The organism is Paenibacillus sp. OK003 (assembly GCF_900109515.1).
GTDB classification, from domain to species: domain Bacteria; phylum Bacillota; class Bacilli; order Paenibacillales; family Paenibacillaceae; genus Paenibacillus; species Paenibacillus marchantiae.
This window is the reverse complement of sequence record NZ_FOBD01000024.1, coordinates 54,481-72,567: the sequence shown is the minus strand read 5'-3', so window position 1 is coordinate 72,567 and position 18,087 is coordinate 54,481. Positions and strand designations below refer to the sequence as shown.

General features: G+C 46.9%; 19 protein-coding genes and 1 riboswitch. Of the genes, 5 read left to right on the top strand and 14 right to left on the bottom strand.

The genetic code is table 11. From position 1 onward, the window contains the following. Positions 1 to 298: 298 nt before the first annotated feature. Complete coding sequence (locus BMW94_RS27205) at positions 299 to 655, bottom strand: HesB/IscA family protein (protein WP_064635713.1); 357 nt, start codon at positions 653 to 655, stop codon at positions 299 to 301. Between the two features lie 665 nt (positions 656 to 1,320). Between BMW94_RS27205 and mqnE the strand changes: the two genes are divergently transcribed. Together mqnE and BMW94_RS27195 are read left to right on the top strand one after the other, a co-directional pair. Continuing rightward, complete coding sequence (gene mqnE / locus BMW94_RS27200) at positions 1,321 to 2,427, top strand: aminofutalosine synthase MqnE (RefSeq protein ID WP_091001827.1); 1,107 nt, start codon at positions 1,321 to 1,323, stop codon at positions 2,425 to 2,427. 221 nt (positions 2,428 to 2,648) lie between these two features. Further along, complete coding sequence (locus BMW94_RS27195; RefSeq protein WP_063566178.1) at positions 2,649 to 3,710, top strand: NAD(P)/FAD-dependent oxidoreductase; 1,062 nt, start codon at positions 2,649 to 2,651, stop codon at positions 3,708 to 3,710. On the opposite strand, the gene BMW94_RS27190 is transcribed toward BMW94_RS27195, so the two are convergent. Beyond that, a complete protein-coding gene (locus BMW94_RS27190; protein ID WP_063566116.1) occupies positions 3,707 to 3,961 on the bottom strand; it encodes a YuzB family protein in 255 nt (84 codons plus the stop codon). The genes BMW94_RS27195 and BMW94_RS27190 overlap by 4 nt on opposite strands. A gap of 80 nt (positions 3,962 to 4,041) precedes the next feature. Between BMW94_RS27190 and BMW94_RS27185 the strand changes: the two genes are divergently transcribed. Further along, entirely contained in the window at positions 4,042 to 4,287 is a 246-nt protein-coding gene (locus BMW94_RS27185; RefSeq protein ID WP_024632664.1) for a NifU family protein, read from the top strand. A 68-nt stretch (positions 4,288 to 4,355) separates the two neighbouring features. On the opposite strand, the gene BMW94_RS27180 is transcribed toward BMW94_RS27185, so the two are convergent. Further along, positions 4,356 to 5,135 (bottom strand): SDR family oxidoreductase, encoded by a 780-nt coding sequence (locus tag BMW94_RS27180; RefSeq protein ID WP_091001826.1) that lies wholly within the window; start codon positions 5,133 to 5,135, stop codon positions 4,356 to 4,358. 223 nt (positions 5,136 to 5,358) lie between these two features. On the opposite strand from BMW94_RS27180, the gene BMW94_RS27175 reads away from it, so the two are divergent. Next, a complete protein-coding gene (locus tag BMW94_RS27175) occupies positions 5,359 to 5,754 on the top strand; it encodes a DUF2167 domain-containing protein (protein ID WP_254790389.1) in 396 nt (131 codons plus the stop codon). Positions 5,755 to 5,922: 168 nt separating this feature from the next. Here the strand turns inward: BMW94_RS27175 and BMW94_RS27170 are convergent, their stop codons facing one another. The 6 genes from BMW94_RS27170 to BMW94_RS27145 all read right to left on the bottom strand — a co-directional run bounded on the left by BMW94_RS27170 (position 5,923) and on the right by BMW94_RS27145 (position 11,465). Further along, complete coding sequence (locus tag BMW94_RS27170; RefSeq protein ID WP_091001824.1) at positions 5,923 to 6,759, bottom strand: MetQ/NlpA family ABC transporter substrate-binding protein; 837 nt, start codon at positions 6,757 to 6,759, stop codon at positions 5,923 to 5,925. 80 nt (positions 6,760 to 6,839) lie between these two features. Further along, positions 6,840 to 7,499 (bottom strand): methionine ABC transporter permease, encoded by a 660-nt coding sequence (locus BMW94_RS27165; RefSeq protein ID WP_091001823.1) that lies wholly within the window; start codon positions 7,497 to 7,499, stop codon positions 6,840 to 6,842. Beyond that, positions 7,500 to 8,534, bottom strand: a complete 1,035-nt coding sequence (locus tag BMW94_RS27160; protein WP_091001835.1) for a methionine ABC transporter ATP-binding protein — start codon at positions 8,532 to 8,534, stop codon at positions 7,500 to 7,502. 127 nt (positions 8,535 to 8,661) lie between these two features. Then, positions 8,662 to 8,803, bottom strand: a riboswitch (SAM riboswitch). A gap of 130 nt (positions 8,804 to 8,933) precedes the next feature. Continuing rightward, entirely contained in the window at positions 8,934 to 9,662 is a 729-nt protein-coding gene (locus BMW94_RS27155) for a Cthe_2314 family HEPN domain-containing protein (RefSeq protein WP_091001834.1), read from the bottom strand. 217 nt (positions 9,663 to 9,879) lie between these two features. After that, on the bottom strand, positions 9,880 to 10,818 hold the full coding sequence (locus tag BMW94_RS27150) for a COX15/CtaA family protein (RefSeq protein WP_091001822.1): 939 nt from the start codon (positions 10,816 to 10,818) through the stop codon (positions 9,880 to 9,882). Positions 10,819 to 11,120: 302 nt separating this feature from the next. Further along, entirely contained in the window at positions 11,121 to 11,465 is a 345-nt protein-coding gene (locus BMW94_RS27145; protein ID WP_091001821.1) for a thioredoxin family protein, read from the bottom strand. A 143-nt stretch (positions 11,466 to 11,608) separates the two neighbouring features. Between BMW94_RS27145 and BMW94_RS27140 the strand changes: the two genes are divergently transcribed. Next, complete coding sequence (locus tag BMW94_RS27140) at positions 11,609 to 12,889, top strand: DUF2515 family protein (RefSeq protein ID WP_091001820.1); 1,281 nt, start codon at positions 11,609 to 11,611, stop codon at positions 12,887 to 12,889. 148 nt (positions 12,890 to 13,037) lie between these two features. Here the strand turns inward: BMW94_RS27140 and BMW94_RS27135 are convergent, their stop codons facing one another. The 5 genes from BMW94_RS27135 to BMW94_RS27115 all read right to left on the bottom strand — a co-directional run bounded on the left by BMW94_RS27135 (position 13,038) and on the right by BMW94_RS27115 (position 18,085). Further along, a complete protein-coding gene (locus BMW94_RS27135) occupies positions 13,038 to 14,666 on the bottom strand; it encodes a putative polysaccharide biosynthesis protein (RefSeq protein ID WP_091001819.1) in 1,629 nt (542 codons plus the stop codon). 60 nt (positions 14,667 to 14,726) lie between these two features. Then, a complete protein-coding gene (locus tag BMW94_RS27130) occupies positions 14,727 to 15,167 on the bottom strand; it encodes a DUF456 domain-containing protein (protein WP_063566179.1) in 441 nt (146 codons plus the stop codon). Positions 15,168 to 15,221: 54 nt separating this feature from the next. Beyond that, positions 15,222 to 15,971 (bottom strand): Cof-type HAD-IIB family hydrolase, encoded by a 750-nt coding sequence (locus BMW94_RS27125; RefSeq protein WP_091001818.1) that lies wholly within the window; start codon positions 15,969 to 15,971, stop codon positions 15,222 to 15,224. A gap of 282 nt (positions 15,972 to 16,253) precedes the next feature. Continuing rightward, a complete protein-coding gene (locus tag BMW94_RS27120) occupies positions 16,254 to 17,126 on the bottom strand; it encodes a metal ABC transporter permease (RefSeq protein ID WP_091001817.1) in 873 nt (290 codons plus the stop codon). Continuing rightward, positions 17,126 to 18,085, bottom strand: a complete 960-nt coding sequence (locus BMW94_RS27115; RefSeq protein ID WP_091001816.1) for a metal ABC transporter permease — start codon at positions 18,083 to 18,085, stop codon at positions 17,126 to 17,128. The genes BMW94_RS27120 and BMW94_RS27115 overlap by 1 nt, the downstream gene beginning before the upstream one ends. Positions 18,086 to 18,087: the final 2 nt, after the last annotated feature.

Here is an 18,087-nt window from a genome sequence, read left to right as displayed (position 1 = left end):
TTTGCTGATGCCATTTTTTTCGGCTACTGATGCTTTTCCTAAGGAGAATTTCCAATTCAACACATTTAGGAGCTTGACATCATACCGCTGGACTTTGGTTAGGTTCTATTAAATCTCATAATGTAACTATATTAGTTACAACATAAGTTGTCAACTTCATCTATATATATAAAAAGCGTCCCAGGTGTCCCCTTAATATGTACAACATATGTAACTACCAAACCACCACGCAAAAAAAGACCTCCATAACGTGATTAGCACAAGACTAATCCGCTATAGAGGTCGCGATTCGCAACTATTAACAATCTTTATCCGGTACGCCTGCTTCTTCTCTCGTCCGGAAGGATGATCCACAGCCGCATGTTGCCACTGCGTTCGGGTTGTGAATGGTGAAACCACCGGACATGCCGGATTCTTCAAAATCAATTTCCAGTCCATTCAAATATTTCAGGTTTTCCTTCTCTACAACAACCTTCATATTCTGAATATCCATATAGAGGTCCTCATCGGACTCTTTATCATCAAAGCCCATGGCGTACGAAAATCCGGTACAACCGCCCGGTGCTACGCCCAGACGCAAGAACATACCAGGTGTCTCTTGCTGTGCAAGCATTTCTTTCAATCTGTCTGCAGCTGTTTCGCTGATGCTAATCATGCCAGGTCACTCTCCTTTTTCATATAAAATCATGTTCAAAAAGGGCGCTTTTCAGTACCAAGAAGATGGGATGAAGATAGAAATGGAGTAGCGGAGCGTAGGCAAAACTACGTGAGCAACTACAATGTTTCCGAAGGAAACATACTTCGCAAGCATTTCTTATTTCGGCTGAATCCCATATTCGACGCTGAGATGCCGCTAGGCATCCTTCGTAATCAAAAGCGTACTTTTTGAACAACCTTTCGTTAACTCTTCTTTAAATTATACTCCACCCCGTCAAGGGGCTCAAGTCATCTTTGCCTGTTTCCGCGTTCCCCCTTAACTCCTTTTTCTTCCCAGTGTATTGAACCCCCGGGACACGAGGTTTATAATGAGTAGGTGATCGCTTTGAAATGTCGATATTTTGTCATGACTTATTCAGGCGATGGTCATATATAGAGTTGTAATTTTTTTCACATTTCGAGACTGTACGCAGTCCCCAATGCATATAGAGTCACAAGACTCATTTTGATGAAAAATCAGCTTTACGTACGCAGCACAGGCTGCACCGGGTAAATAAGAGTTAGTCCATATAAGAAGCGGCAGATGACCGCATCTTTTCTATGTAGTTCTGTAAGTAAGTCCTACACACAACTCGATTCCGGTTAAGAATAGGAGGATACAACATGTCTACATTGGTAACACCGTTCACAGACAAAAAAATGGCTGAAATCGTTGAGAAAGTGCAGAACGGCGTAAGGCTGACCGTAGAAGACGGCGTTTATCTGTATGAAACGGATGATCTGCTGACTTTGGGCCAATTGGCCAATGAGGCCAACCTGCGTAAGAATGGCAAGAAAGTTTATTTTATTGAAAACATGAGCCTTTATTTTACTAACGTATGCGAAGCCCACTGTGCTTTCTGTAACTTCCGCAAAGATCAGGGCGAAGAAGGCTCTTACACGTTGTCCGGTCAGGAAATGATTGATTACGTAGAACAGCATATTCACCCAGGTGTACGCGAGTTCCATATTGTAGGCGGACATAACAACCATGTTCCTTTTCAATATTATGTCGATTCCTTGCGTGCTTTAAACGAGAAATATCCGGACGTTACGCTGAAAGCCTACACGGCGGCCGAGATTGATTTCTTCACTCGCATCAGCGGACTGAGCATCAAGGAAGTACTACAAGAACTGCAAAAAGCAGGTCTGAAATCACTGACGGGCGGTGGCGCTGAGATCCTGTCTGATGAATACCGCAAAAAAATGCGTGTAAACAAAGCGAACGTTGACCGTTATCTGGAAGTACACCGTACTGCTCATCATTTGGGCATGCGTACCCATACAACGATGCTTTATGGATCCATTGAGTCTTATGAGGATCGTGTGAACCATATGGTACAGATTCGCGAACTGCAAGATGAGACCAACGGATTCATGGTATTTATCCCGCTCTCCATGCAGCCGAAAAGCAAAAACGCCAGCATCATGCGTCGTAACTCCGCATACGAAGATCTCAAAACGATTGCGATCAGCCGTCTGATGCTGGATAACATCGATCATATCAAAGCATACTTCATCAACATCGGTCCACAGCTGACTCAAGTCGCCCTTGGATTCGGTGCTTCGGATGCACACGGAACTATCGTTCGCGAACGGATTAGTCATGCCGCAGGCGCACTAACACCTGAAGGCCTCACCCGCAAAGAGCTTATATGGTTAATTAAGGGTGCTGGACGCATTCCGGTTGAACGTGATACGTTCTACAATGAAATTCAAGTGTACGAATAGCACGTAGCATGAGCATCATTCCCATAAGCGACTTCCATTCTACTGGGGAGCGTTTGGCATGGAGTGGTGCAGATTGCTGAAACATATTTGTAATTTTAAATGCCTATTTTCAATCATTTCAAATCCAGATTAAAAAAACAGGAGCAGCTATGTTATTGCATAGCTGCTCCACAGGTTACAGCCCCGTTCACACGGGACTGATGCAGAAAGGAAGCCGAGTCATGAAAAATTTCGTCATTCTCGGAGGCGGCTACGGTGGCCTCACGATTATCAAGGAACTTCTGGAAGGCAAGATCCCGTCAGATACACAAATCGTGTTGGTGGACCGCAGTCCCTTCCAAGGATTGAAAACTGAATATTACGCACTCGCAGCAGGGACCGTATCCGATTATGACCTGCGTATCCAATTTCCAGTCAGCGACAAAGTCACTTATCGTTACGGAGAAGTAACTTCGATTGACTTGGAACAGCGTCAGATTGAATTTGAAGGACAGGACCCTTTGGAGTATGACAAGCTCGTGATTGGACTTGGATGTACAGACCGATTCCACAATACGCCGGGAGCCGAGGAATATAGCTGTACGATTCAAAGCTTTAGCAAGACACGGGAAACCTACCTTCGTCTTAACGAAGTCAAAGCTTATGGTAACGTGCATATCGTCGGCGGTGGATTGAGCGGCGTCGAGATCGCTGCCGAGCTTCGTGAGAGCAGACCGGATCTGAACATCAGCATCCTGGACCGTGGTGAACGTGTATTATCCGCTTTTCCGCAGCGCTTGTCCGCTTATGTTCATGAATGGTTTGGTGAACATCAGGTCGAGACACGTGGGCATATTGCCATTTCCCGACTTGAACCGAACGCCATTTTCAACCGTGATGAAGAAATTCTGACGGATGCGGTAGTCTGGACTGCCGGCATTCAGCCCGTAAAAGTCGTACAGGATCTCGATGTGACCAAGGATCCACAAGGTCGTGTCGTACTGAACGAATATTATCAAATTCCAGAATATACCGATGTTTATGTAGTAGGTGACTGTGCCAGCGTGCCTTATGCACCAAGCGGTCAGGCTGCCGAAGTACAGGGTGAACAAATCGCCCATATTCAGCATGCCCTCTGGAAAGGCGAAAAGCCCAATCCGCAGCCACTCAAGCTTCGTGGCACACTCGGTGCACTCGGCAAGAAGGCTGGATTTGGGCTGATGGGCAAAACGTCCATGATGGGACGTGTGCCACGTATTCTAAAAAGCGGCGTGCTCTGGATGTCCAAGCGTCATCTCGGTTAATCGAGATCCAGCTCATCCCAGGCATCGGCTTCGGCAATTTTGGCCAATATAGCGTTATATAAATCCTCCACTTTGTCGGTGATGACAAGCTCGCCATTCACCAGTGCAAATGGAGTCATGTAACATTGGCCGCAGTTGCTGAGGCAGCCGTATTCTATCACATCATAGTCTGGATTTTCTTCCAGTTGATCCATGACTTCATCTGTGCCAAAATGCATATTATTGGCACAAAATTCAATAATCGGTCTCATGTAGGTTCACCTGCTTTGTTTGACCATTTTAATTTGTGGCCAATTGTAATATACTATAGTGAGGAAAGGAGTTGAAAAAAATGAGCGAAAACGCACAAAGCACCATGTATGATGAGGTATCTGAAGTGCTTGACAAACTTCGTCCGTTCCTGCAACGCGATGGCGGTGACGTGGAACTGGTCGACGTGGAGGACGGCATTATTAAGCTGAAACTGGTCGGTGCCTGCGGCAGCTGCCCAAGCTCCACCATTACCTTAAAAGCCGGGATTGAACGCGCCCTTCTCGAAGAAGTTGAGGGTGTCGAAGAAGTCGTACAAGTATTCTAATCAATCCTTCACGAAATAAACCTCAAGAGCCTTTCGCTTCACATGAAGCGGAGGGCTCTTTTTTTGTGCTATGCATCCTCACGCTGTATGTTAGGACGAATCGGATCAAGTCCTCCAGATACATCCATAATGTTACCAGTTATAAAATCGGAATGATTTAGACACAGATAAGTGATCACCCGCGCAATATCTTCACCGCTTCCAGGACGTCCTCTGGGCGTTTCCTCGTCGGTTATGCCTGCCATCTCATCAATCGTTTTCTCTTTATTGGCACCGCGAATATCACCTGGACAGACCATATTAACCGTAATGCCGTAGGGAGCTTCCTCCACAGCAAGTGTCTTTGTAAATGAAACCAGACCTACCTTCGCAGCAGCATAAACCGCCCGATGAGGCCATGACCTCGCTTCTCCCGCATGACTGAAGCCAAAATGGATAATTCGTCCCCACTGCTTGCGCCGCATCTCAGGCAATACACGCTGATCCAGCAGCATCGGCCCAAGCAAATTTCCTTGCACAAGCATCTGAACCTCATCTTCGGAATACTCGGCAAACAGTCGACGTTCACGGACAAAAGGACCCGCGTTGTTCACGAGAATATCAATGCTTCCCAGTTTCTCTTCAACCGTTGCAACCAGCATAGTGATCTCTTCTGTCTTGGAAATATCGGCCTGGACGGCAATACACCGCACACCCTTGGCTACGATCTGAGCCTCTAACGCCTCAGCTTCCGTACGGCTATGTACGTAATTCAGCGCAATATGGCAACCCTGATCCGCCAGACTGAGGGCCGTCATTTTACCAAGACCTTTTGCACTTCCCGTTATGAGGGCAACCTTTCCCTTCACGTTCATCCCCCTCTTCAAAGAGCAGTCACTCATCCAGTATAAAAGATTTATCATTCCCCCACAACTCGCGTTTCCCACCAATCTGTACCATTTTCAAAAAAGTGTAAATTAAGGACTAAATACTTATCTTTCAAACCACTGAAATAAAATGAATTAGGTCTTTTGTAGAAAAATTAACCCTTTATCTCCAAAATTCCCTTGTCTGGTCTGGATGCCTATGTTAATGTCGATGTTTGAAAGCTCCGTGCTTAACCAACTCAACGTAATCAAAGGAAATACCTATGAAGAGTTTGATGCATCCGTAGACAAAAAATCAGAACTTGGCCTGACCAGTCTGATTCTCGGTGGTGCTGGTGTAGCTGTAGCTAAGAAAGTTGGATTATTGCTTTTGCTTAAAAAAGGATGGTTTGTCATCGTGGCCGCCATTGTTGGTGCTTTCGGATGGATTCGTCGCAAGCTGACCGGTCGCAAAAAGGATGCTGATCCAGGAGATCAGAATTCGCTATCTCCTGCAGAGGAAGCTTACCAACAGCATGCTGCGGGACAGGAGTCCGCAGGCTCTGATAGCCAACAGACAGATGGACATTCAGATACTGATCCGAATCCGAATAAACATTAAAGCTTATAAGTAACGTACTTAAAGTGCTCTTACATTGAAGCACTCTTTAACATGATGTACAAAACAAAAAGCCCTGCATTCTCCATAAAGAGAATGCAGGGCTTTCTTTAGTAGTTCCATAACAAGTGGAGCCGAGTATACAATATATTTTCAGCTTAATCGTTCAGCTTAAAACGCCGGTTCTACAGCACCTTGATAACGATCTTTGATGAATGTTTTAACCTCTTCGGAATGCAGGGCTGCAGCCAGTTTTTGAATGGCATCTGCATCTTTGTTATCTTCACGGGATACGAGGATGTTTGCATAAGGGTTACCTTGCAGATCTTCGATCAGCAACGCATCTTTTTCTGGGTTCAAATTGGCTTCCAACGCGTAGTTGGCGTTGATGAATACCAAATCTGCTTCATCCAGTTGACGAGGCATCATGGCTGCATCCAGCTCAATGATATTCAGGTTTTTCGGATTGGCTGTAATATCCTGAATGTTGGAAGTGATATTTGTGTTGTCTTTCAGCGTGATAAGTCCTTCTTTTGCAAGCAACAACAGTGCACGACCGCCGTTGGATGGGTCATTAGGAATGGCAACTTTTGCGCCGTCTTTCAACTCATCCAATGATTTGATTTTTTTGGAATAGCCAGCAAATGGCTCAACATGCACAGGTGTTACAGCAACGAGATGGAAACCACGTTCTTTGTTCTCTGTATCCAGGTAAGGTTGGTGTTGGAAAAAGTTCGCATCCAGTTGTTTATCTTCAAGCTGTTGGTTCGGTTGAACATAGTCATTGAAAGTCACGATTTGCAAGCGAATGCCTTCAGCTTCGAGTTCAGGCTTGATGCTTTCCAAAATTTCAGCATGTGGTGTTGGTGATGCTCCCACTTTCAATTCTACGGTGCGCGGTGCGCCTCCAGCATTGTCAGCGCCGCTGTCGGAATCCTTGTTGTTTCCGCAAGCCGTTAGAACCGCAATCAGCATAATGCTAAGTAGAGCAAAAGACCATTTTTTCATGTGTAAAACCCCTTCTCCAATAAATTTTTTTTGCATTTTGCCCCAAATCGATACCGAATCAGGTAAATGCTATATATGTGTTATTTCCTGGTGAACCATTTAACCAAACGATCGCCAGCCATCTGAAGCACTTGCACCAGAATGATCATAAATACAACGGATATAATCATAATTTCATTCTGATATCGATAGTAGCCATAATTAATTGCCAATGTTCCCAGACCTCCACCACCAACCATTCCCGCCATCGCCGTGTAGGAGACAAGGGTAACGATTGTAATGGTGATTCCGGCTAGCAGTCCCGGCAATGCCTCTGGCAAAAGTACACGCCGTACAATCTGTCCAGTTGAAGCTCCCATCGCCTGTGCCGCTTCAATGACGCCACGATCCACTTCACGCAGTGTAGTTTCCACCAACCGGGCAAAGTATGGAGCTGCGGCAATGACGAGTGGTGGTATAACACCCAGCACTCCTGTAGCTGTACCGACCAGTGAACGCGTAAACGGGATAAGTGCAACAATCAGAATGATAAATGGCACTGAGCGCAGAATGTTTACAATAAACGATAGTATCGTGTACACCACTTGAGACTGAATTGAAGTCGACCTTGCCGTCATAAATAGCAATACGCCTAGTGGCAAACCAATGATGATCGTGAATAGGCCCGATGCTCCCAGGATTTGCAGTGTTTCAATGGAAGCCTTACCGATTTCTTCCCAACGTACCGTTGAAAAATCCATTTAACGAAGCACCTCCACATCAAGTCCCTGATCCACTAACTCTTGAATAGTGAGATTAATCTCATCTGACTGCCCCTCGAACCGAACGGTCAGCTGTCCATAGGGAACTTGTTTGATTGTTGAAATGGTGCCTTGCAAAATGGCGAAATCCACTCCTGTTTTGCGGACCGTTCTGGACAAAATCGCCTCATAGGTTTTATTGCCCAGGAAGGATATTTTCACAAGCTTAGAAGCTCCATTCGTCTGTAATGAAACATCTGCACTCGCCAGTGCAGTCTCTTCCAATGCAATTCCCACCTCATGGTCCCGCATCATAAAGTCACGCGTAATGGCATGCTGTGGCTTGAGGAATACTTCCGTCACCGGCCCTTGCTCCACGATGCCTCCCTGATGGATAACCGCCACCTGATCACAGATATTCTGGATCACGTGCATCTCATGGGTGATGAGCACAATCGTGAGGTTATACTTTTCATTGATATCCAGCAATAACTTCAGAATCGAATCGGTTGTCTGGGGATCAAGTGCCGATGTGGCCTCATCACACAGCAGCACGTTGGGATCACTGGCGAGTGCTCTCGCAATACCCACCCTTTGCTTCTGTCCACCTGACAGCTGGGCCGGATATTTATTGCTGTGGTCCTCCAGTCCAACCAATGCGAGCATTTCCTTTACTTTCCGGTCAATTGCTGCCTTGGGTGTATTAACGAGCTTCAAAGGAAAAGCCACATTGTCATATACCGTAGCTGAGGACAACAGATTAAAGTGTTGAAAAATCATACCGATCTTACGCCGTTGTTGTTGCAGATCGGACTTGTTGAGATTGGTTAAATTGATACCATCAACCCAAACCTCGCCTTCCGTGGGGCGTTCGAGCAAATTGATACAACGGATCAATGTACTCTTGCCTGCACCGGAATGACCGATAACTCCGAATATTTCACCCTTGCGGATATTCAAATTTAGTTCCGATAAGGCCGCCGTACTTTTTGAACCTTTACCGTACGTCTTGGTTAAACCTTTTAATTCAATCAAAATTACTGCTCCTTCCCACTGCCTACATGTATCTTTACCCGATTGAAAGGAAAACTCCCCTTCATCGTACAAAAAAAGAGCCCCTTTTGCAGAAACAAAAAGGGCTCTTCACGTGAAAGATTATACCTTCTCATCTGCCAAAATCGTGCCTTGCACCATTTTGTAGGAATTAGCACCTAACATCTATAAAGTATGACACAGCTGTCATGCCGTTATAAATCGGTTGCCGGGCTTCATCGGGCCTGTCCCTCCGCCGCTCTCGATAAGAAATATTTAATTTATAAGTTCAGTAGTAGTTATAATGTTAATGTCATAAATGTTAATTCCATCTAACTGTCGATCAGGAACTCAGTATAATCCAAGTATTCCGATTTGTCAAAGGGAAATATTGCTATTCAATCACTTCGCCGGTTGATTCATTACCTGCTTATGCCACTTCTCGTTGATGTAACCATACGCTGCTTTTAACGTCTCACATACCATATCCACACCCTGTCGGAGTTCCAAGAGATGTTGATCCAGATCCTCCAGCTTCACTTTCCCTTGCAAAGTCTGGTGCAGCTGCCACAAATCATCCTGCATTTCGGAGTTCATGTAATGAATCTCCATGTTTCGTCGTTTGCGCAATTTGCTCATTGGCTCACGGTAAGAATCCTTGATCCGGATTAGTTCGTTGGCAAGAACATAATGCAGCTTATCATATCCGAACTGTCTTAATACGGTGAAATAAGAATAATGAGTTTTAACATTGGTTGTGTTCAGCTCAAACATTTCATTCAACACTGTACCTAACTTATCCAGAATGGCAAAACATCGGATGAAGCCATCCTTATAGAAATAGACGTAACGGGCGTATTCCGCTTTTTCTGGTATAGTCATATCATCTGTAGAGCCAGCCTTGACTTTCTGACGGAAATGAGAAGCAGCAAAACAACTTTGTTCGAATTCATCCAGCGAGGAAATCAGTCCCTGGGTCCACACATACAGTTTACGAAAATCATGGGTAGGATCATGGTCCACATGCATCTGTCGCTGAAATAGCTCAAGCGTATCCGCCATCGCCTCCATCGCTTCCTTTAATATGCCTTCGTTCTTACGCGGCTTTTCACCCAGCAACGTTCGCAGCATATATAGCCTCCTCTTTCCACTCTGCAGATCATCAAAATAATAATAATAATTCATCATATTAAACAAAATCGGAATCAGAGTAAACGTATGACCGCTGCTTACAATAGGGTGCCCTGACACGCCTGACATCAAACAAAGTTCACCTGTCCAATGATGTACATCATCGGATGGTGAACTTCACTGGATTCATCCCCTAAACTACAATAACTCGGATATATTAAAGCCGGTTAACGGGCCGATGCAGCTTGTACACCAGCAAACTCATATACGTTAATACACCGAACAAAATGGCAATATCGAGCATGTGCGCCAGCGCCACGAACATATACACTTCCGGCCGGTTCATCGTGAGCATCAGTCCAAAACCAATGATCACTTGCAACAAAACCAGTACAACAGAAATGACGCCTAGCGCTCTTAATTCCGTGTTATCCGGATGTTTGCGATAAGCAAAATGACCGAGAATGGCAATGACGATCACTAATGAAACAGCCGCCACCCGGTGAGCAAAAGCAACAGCTACGCCTCCTGAGAGCTCAGGAATAATCTGCCCGTTACAGAGCGGAAAGCCTGAACAGCCTCCAGCAGAATCCGTATGGCTCACAAATGCTCCAGTATATACCACGAGGTAGGTATAGATTGTGGAAAACCACACCAGATTTCGGAAGCCCTTGCTGACACGCGGATATCGATTCAGTCGTTCCAATCCACCATGGCGAGCCTCCTGCCGAATACCAAGCGCCATCATCAAGGAGCTGGCAAAAGCGATTAAGGCAAACCCGAAATGCAGTGCCATGACTGCGGAAGATTGGGAGAATACGACGGCAAAAGCCCCCATAATTCCCTGGACAATCACAAATATCAGCGTTAACAATGAAAACAACTGCAGATCACGGCGTGATTTGCCAAACCGCAAAAATGCTACAAAAGAGGCTATGGACAACAGTCCTGCCAGTGCGCTAACGGCCCTATGGGAAAATTCAATAAGTGAGGCAACAGTGTGCGCAGGCACAAGTTTTCCGTTACATAACGGCCATTCCGCGCCGCAACCGAGGCCCGATTCCGTTCGGGTTACAACGCCTCCGCCAAATGTGGCCAGAAACATGACAAGACAGGTTAATACGGTTAACCATTTAAACAAGGTTAAGTGCTTCAATTTTTTCTCACCCGCTGTTGGTTTAAGATGGCGAAGAACTACATCCTCCGCTTGATTCGATACTTTGACACTTATTTCACAACTAAATTCATTATACCGGATAAATGTGTCATTGACGCCGCGCTTTGTGACAAAATGTTAACGTCTGTCGAGAAGTTGACCCGCAGGTCATCGGCAAATATGTACATTATTACAACGTTAGTTTCTCCCGAAAACTCGGAAAATACAAACGCCACTTCCCTATTTCAAGAGAAATGGCGTTCCATTAATTATAACCTTTAACATGGTGAACCTGTCATGCTTTATTTATGAATCGTGTTATATACCTCAACTGCACGCTGCAGGAATTGCTCAATCTCTTCTCTCGACTTGCGCAGTTTATTCACGTAACGAACGAGTTCCCGACCATCCGTGTAAGCTACAAAGCTGGGGATACCCAAAATATTTTGCTCTTCGCTCACTGTACCCACTTGATCCACATCGACCTCAATCAACGTCAGCTCACTTGCAAACTTCTCCTCAACTTCAGGCATAAACGGATCGATGTACTTGCAATCACCACACCAATCTGCCTTAAATACAGCTACAGTCAAACGCGGAGATTGGATTGCCACATCAAACTCCGGTTTCGATGTAATCTTTTCCATCACAACATCTTCCTTTCTATACCTTGTCTTATCCTTTAAGTGAAGCAAATTGCGGAGTGGAAGTCAAATATTCGGCGCATACTGAGATCAACAGCTTTTCAAACTAAAACAATAATCAGATTATCAGGAAAGGAGGTCATGTCATGACTTCCGTTAAAACAGATTCCTCCGAATCTGCCCATCACGGGTCGATATTGCAGATGGTCCGATCCATTCCAGGTGCGGCCCGGGAAGTGTGGAGGGGTAAACAGGCGGCTTGGCAAGCCTCTGCACAGCTTCGTCATCCCTTGCGTGATATGGCTTGGGACTCTGACATGGTTGCTACCTTACAAGCTGAAGTGGAGCGCCTATTGCTTGGAAACGAGAGTGCTTTTGCCCGAAATACGCTCAGTGCACTGGTCTGTGAAGAGGACTGCATCATTCTGGAAGAAATCAAGACATTAACACAGGAAAACAACCGGAGTAACATCACTCGCACAGCAGCATACCTGGAATGTTACGAACAGTATCCAGAGCTGCATTGGGCCCTGCTTGCCCATATGGTATCCCGCAATGGCGGATATCACATGACCGATCTTCAGAGTGACCTTATGCACAATCTGCAAAATCAAACAGACCGTGAGCATATGTATCGACTACTGGAGCGATGCAATGCCCTCATTTTTCAGGACGCATATCCCCAGCTTCTGTTGTATATGAACAGCCGCCGGATCGGCCGGAGCTGTTTTCATTTGTTGTCCCATTTTCATGTATCGGCGTTCATGACACCGTTCTGGGAACGATTTTGGCTGGAGCGATGCAGCTCGCTGCTTAGTGTGGCATTAATTATTAATGAGCAGAACTATATCGAGAGCCGTGTCGTGCAGCATCCTTATTTTCAAAAACAAGTGCTGTCTAAACCCGCATTCCATTTGCATAATCTGGCTGGGCTGAACCATATCGTATTTCCACTCGGGCGGGAAAAAGGTCTTGCAGGCCGGGTGATTGAACATTTTGGCAAGCTGGATGAGCGGATTATGTTTGGTAAAGGCTTATATGCGATGCTGTTTGGAGTGGAACAAGTGTACACACAAGTATTGGAGTTTGCGCGCTCGGTTCCCCACCGTGGCTCACGTGCTGAATACTGGCCTGGTCTGTTCACCGCACATAAAGATGAAGCCGGAGAAGCTGAGCTCTATAGTCAGGAGCTGTTGGATCAAGAATGGCTAGGGGAAGGACAACGGTTATATAGTCCTGAATTGCTGGCTGTATGGGGTGATACGCCGTATGAACCGATTACAAGGCAGGATTGGCTTCAAAATCGCGATTGTCTCGGTCATCTTACTGCCCCGCGCCGCCCTTGGCTGTTTGAGATGAGCCATGAACATCGGTATGGCATGTTGAAAACCGCATTGGCCCATGATGCCAAAACCTTAACTCATTAAGGACAGAGGCCTTACAGGGAAATTGTCTAGAAAGCAAATGGCCAACCTTTTTTCGGTATTACAAAAAAGCCCTGTCCGCTAAGAAAGCAGACAGAGCTTGTACTTATTTCAAACAATATAACGAAGTGTGTATTGTGTGTTGAATCGATTATCCACTTTGCCCCGCTCCACGTTGTAGACGCATGAGCGGACGGAGTATTTTTTGCAAAATACGAGGGTAACTGCCCAATTCGTCTTTACGAAGTACACGTAGAACAACCATGAGTACCAAGTACACGACAACCACAAGCGCACCCACAAACAGACAGGTAACGAGGAATGATACACGTGTTGGCAGGAATAGATCAAAGATGGAGTTCCCGGCCCAGTTCGCCGCAAAACCAACACCCGCTGCACACAGCACGGTAATGATGAACCCTTTCCAACGATCACCCATGATCGAGAAATCAACAATTTTGCGAAGCACCCGCAAATTGAGGTACGTAATAACCAGGAAACACAATGCGGTCGCAATAATGATCCCGTAAATGCCAAAGATTGGAGCCAGAATTAAGCTCGCTATGAGTTTGACTACGATACCTATAGCTACACTGATCATTGTAATCCGCGGTTTCCCTACCCCAAGCAAAATGGAGTTGGTGGTCATCATCGTGATTTGGAAAATGGTACCGAACGTCAGCAATGTAATGATTGGTGTCCCGTCTGGACTGGTAAACAGCAAGCCGTTAACGGAATACGCTGCCGCACACAGAGCGATCACGATTGGCATTCCTGTCAGAATCGAAATGCGCAAAGCAAGCGTCACCTGATTTTTCAGATGAACTTCATCCTTGCGTGCAAAAGCTGCCGAGATGACTGGCACAAGTGATTGACTCAGTGCGATAGCCAGAATCGGAGGAATGCCTGCAATACTTTGGGCCTTGGCACCGAGGATGGCAAGAACTCCTGTCGCTTCTTCCAGTCCGATTCGTCCGCTAAGCAGTGGAACTACCAGCGATGAATCGATAAAGTTAATCGCCGGAACAGCGAGTGAAGATAAAACGATTGGAATCGAAAGTTTGAATATATCGCTGTAGATGCCCCGCATGGGCAATTGCTCTGCACGCTCGTAATTCAATTGCGCGGCACGGTCATTTTTGCGAAGCTTCAAGGTGAAGTACAACATGACCGCAAAAGCGCCAATACTTCCAAATACGCCCCCAAATGAAGCCCCTGCAGCAATGGTTTGATCATCATAATTCCATTGCAGCATCACAAACGCTACAATAATCGCTGTACCTACGCGTGCAAACTGCTCCACAATCTGTGAAATGCCGCCTGCCGTCATATTGCCGCGACCCTGGAAATATCCACGCATCATTGCGATGGCTGGGAAGAGCAGCAACGCTGGAGCCAAGGCCCGAATAGCGCTCACCGATTCCGGTACTTTGGATACGTACGTCGCATAATAAGGTGCTGCGAACCATAATAAAGCAGACATAACTACCCCGGCTACAGCCGCAAAGATCAGGGCTGCACGGTAGATTTGTTGTGCTTCACCTGCGCGTCCCAGTGCATAGCGTTCCGAGACCATTTTACTAAGCGTACTCGGTATGCCTGCTGTAGCTACGGTTAACAGCATTAAATATACCGTATTGGAGATGGTAAACGATGCGTTACCGATATCGCCGAGGATATGCTCCAGCGGCACCCGTTGAACCAATCCGAGTACCCTCGCAATCAGCGCAGCTGCCGCCAAGATGAGCGTACCTCTAATGAATGTTTCCTTCTTAGACAAGCCAATTCCCCTTCTTTCCCCCACACCGACGTGCATCCAGATGAAGCCGCTCCCGAACGTCTATGCGAATCTTACCACCCAGATAATAAACAGAACAATCATAACGATTTGCAAAATAATTTTCATAACGGTGCTTGTAAACAGCCCCACCACGGAGCCAAATCCGACTTTGGAAGCTTTGGCTGGTGATGACCCTCCGATCAGTTCCCCGATAAAAGCACCGATAAATGGCCCCAGTACGAGTCCGAACGCCGGAATGACAAATGGGCCAATGATGACACCAATCGTACTGAGAGTCGTCGATAATTTGGAGCCGCCGAATTTCTTCACACCCCAGGCACTGACGACATAATCAGCCACAAACAGCACCACTACGATCAAAATCTGGATAATCCAGAACCATACACCGAACGGAACAAAGCTGAAGAACCAGCCATAGACCAGAAACGCGAAGAAAATCGCTACAGCACCAGGCAGTATGGGATATACCGTTCCGGCCATCCCCACCGCAAACAGCAGTACAATTAAAATCCAGCCAACGGTTGCGAGCAAAGGTTATTCCCCCTTCAAAATATGATCACGGATGACTTCGACAATGCCATCTTCGTTGTTGCTCGCTACGATCAGGTCAGCCGCTTCCTTCACCTGCTCCTGCGCGTTGCCCATGGCAACACCAAGACCCACAGCTTCAATAACGGCCAGATCATTCAAGCTGTCTCCAACAGCAACCACTTCGGACATCTCTATGCCCAGCAGCTTGCAGACTTCAGCTACACCGCTAGCTTTGGAGACTCCACCAGGGTTAATCTCAATATTAACAGGTGAGGAGTTCGTCATTTGCAAGCCGCCCATTTGCTGCAGCTCCATCATAATCTGGTGACGCACTTCATCCACTTCAGTATTGAATCCGAATTTCAGCCATTCCAGACCTTCAATATTGTCCGTCCAGCGATCACGGTTGAACAGCTCTTCCACGGAGTATGCCCAGTACCAGCTATTATATTTTTCGCCAATCTCCTGCATTTTGCGGATCAATGCCGGGTCCATCAGATGACGCATGTGCAGATCATGCGGAGCTTTCCAGACTTCACTGCCATTGACCGTTATCATCGGGGTCTCCAGCCCAAGCTGTACCGCATAAGGCATCGCATGAAAAACAGCTCTTCCCGTCGAAAGGCACACATGCACTCCCCGACGAATGGCGATCTGAATCCATTTGGCGGTTTCCTGTGTGATCTCATGATTATCGTTAAGCAATGTTCCATCCATATCCAATGCAAGCAATTTGTATTTTAGTTCACTCATGCCGTATTTCCTCCTAAGTTGTCTCTCTACTTCTCCCTATCTAACATACTCTCACAAAAAGATCGCCCGGCATCCGCGTAGGCGGATGCTCCGGACGTCACAGCTAACGACATTTTACCACAGATCGTCGCCCTGCAACAAAGTAACCCGCGATACGGGTGAACCTTTGCAACATGGCAACAGGTGTCTTCCCAGTTCGTGTAAAAGTCTGGTATGAGATAAAACTTACCCGTATCCATGAAAAAACCGCCTGCAATGCAGGCGGCTGCTACTTTTTATCCATTAACGTGCCGCGAATTTGCGACGAGCATACCGGAAGACAATGCCATGCTTTGGAGACAGCAGCAGGGCCAGCACAAACAGAATTCCTGCTACCGCCACCATGCAACCTGCAATGGAAGCATCCAGCGCATAAGCCATGATGTAGCCCCCAACCGAGGAAGCTGCTCCTACGAGCACGCTGTACAGAATCATTTTGCCCAATCGATCCGTGAGTAAGTAAGCCGTCGCTGCAGGTACAATCAACATGCCTACCACGAGAATAGACCCTACACTCTCAAATGAAGCCACCGATGTCATGGAAACGAGCCCCATAAGCAGATAGTGGAACAGCACCACCGGAATGCCGCAGGCCGCAGCCAGTGCCGGATCAAAAGCACACAACTTGAACTGCTTGTAGAACAAGCCGATTACAAGGAGGATGACCAGCAAGGTGATGCCCAACATCCAGACTGCCCTCGGGCCTACATCCATCCCCCCAAGGGTTAGCGTATCCCACTGGACATAAGCGATCTCACCGAACAAGACACAGTCCAGATCCAGATCAATATGCCCAGCATTCAGACTGATTAAAATGACACCTACTGCGAAGAGTGCCGTAAACACTATTCCGATGGAAGCATCCGATGATAGTCCTCCAGCCTGCAAGCTTTGAATGAAGAACACCGTCAGTAATCCAAATACCGTTGCGCCGAGCAGCATCCATAACGAATCACGTGAGCCGCTCCATAGAAAAGCAATCGCAATACCCGGAAGCACCGCGTGACTGATTGCATCTCCAACCAGTGCCATCCGCCTTAATATGAGAAAACAGCCAAGAATAGCGCAGGCGGAGGATACCAGGATAGCCGTCAATATAATCCAATACGTTGCCATTACAACTCACCCCGTTCCTGCTGTGCTCGCTGTGCAGAGAGTGTCTGTAGCGTGGCATGCTCTTCTCTCAAGTAAGCGGATTTCGCCTGCATACTTCGTAAACGGCGTGCTAACAGTCCGCGCCGTGGAGCAAGCAATGCGGAACTTGCAAATAGCACTGTCGCTGCCAGTACCGTTACTGGCCCTGTCGGCAGATTAGGCACCAAGGTGCTGAAGATTGTACCTGTCGCACCGCTCAGTGCTCCAAATACGCCGGCCAACAGTACCATAAGCGAGAGCGAGTCCGTCCAGCAGCGAGCTGCCGCCGCCGGGGTAACCAGCAAAGCGGCGACAAGCACCACGCCAACCGCCTGAATCCCGGCAACAACCGCAATCACGGTCAACAGCAGAATCAGTTGTTCCAGCATGCCAACTGGCAGTCCCATGCCACGCGCAAATCCCGGATCAAAGCTCACCAGCTTGAATTCCTTGAACCATGCCAGACAGGCGATCAATAATACAAGACAGACACCGCCCATGACATACACATCCGTCATCACCATGGATGCGGCCTGACCAAACAAATATTTATCCAGTCCACTCTGACTGCCGCTTGCACCGTGCTGAATCCGAGTAAGCATCACTACACCAATACCGAAAAATACAGTCAGCACAATCCCCATTGCCGCATCCTGCTTGATCCGGGAATACCGTGTAATCCACGATATGCCGAAGGTCGCAACGATTCCAGCTACAAGCGCACCGAACAGAAATAATCCTACGGATTTGGTTTCAGTCAACATAAACGCGATGCAAATTCCTGGCAGAGCTGCATGCGCCAGCGTATCTCCCATGAGACTCTGACGACGCAAAAATGTAAAAGAGCCAATAATTCCACTACTGAAGCCGAGCAACAAGCAGCCAAGCAATATCCAGCGTGTATTGGGATCGGACAAAATGGCTACTATCCAGTTCCACATGC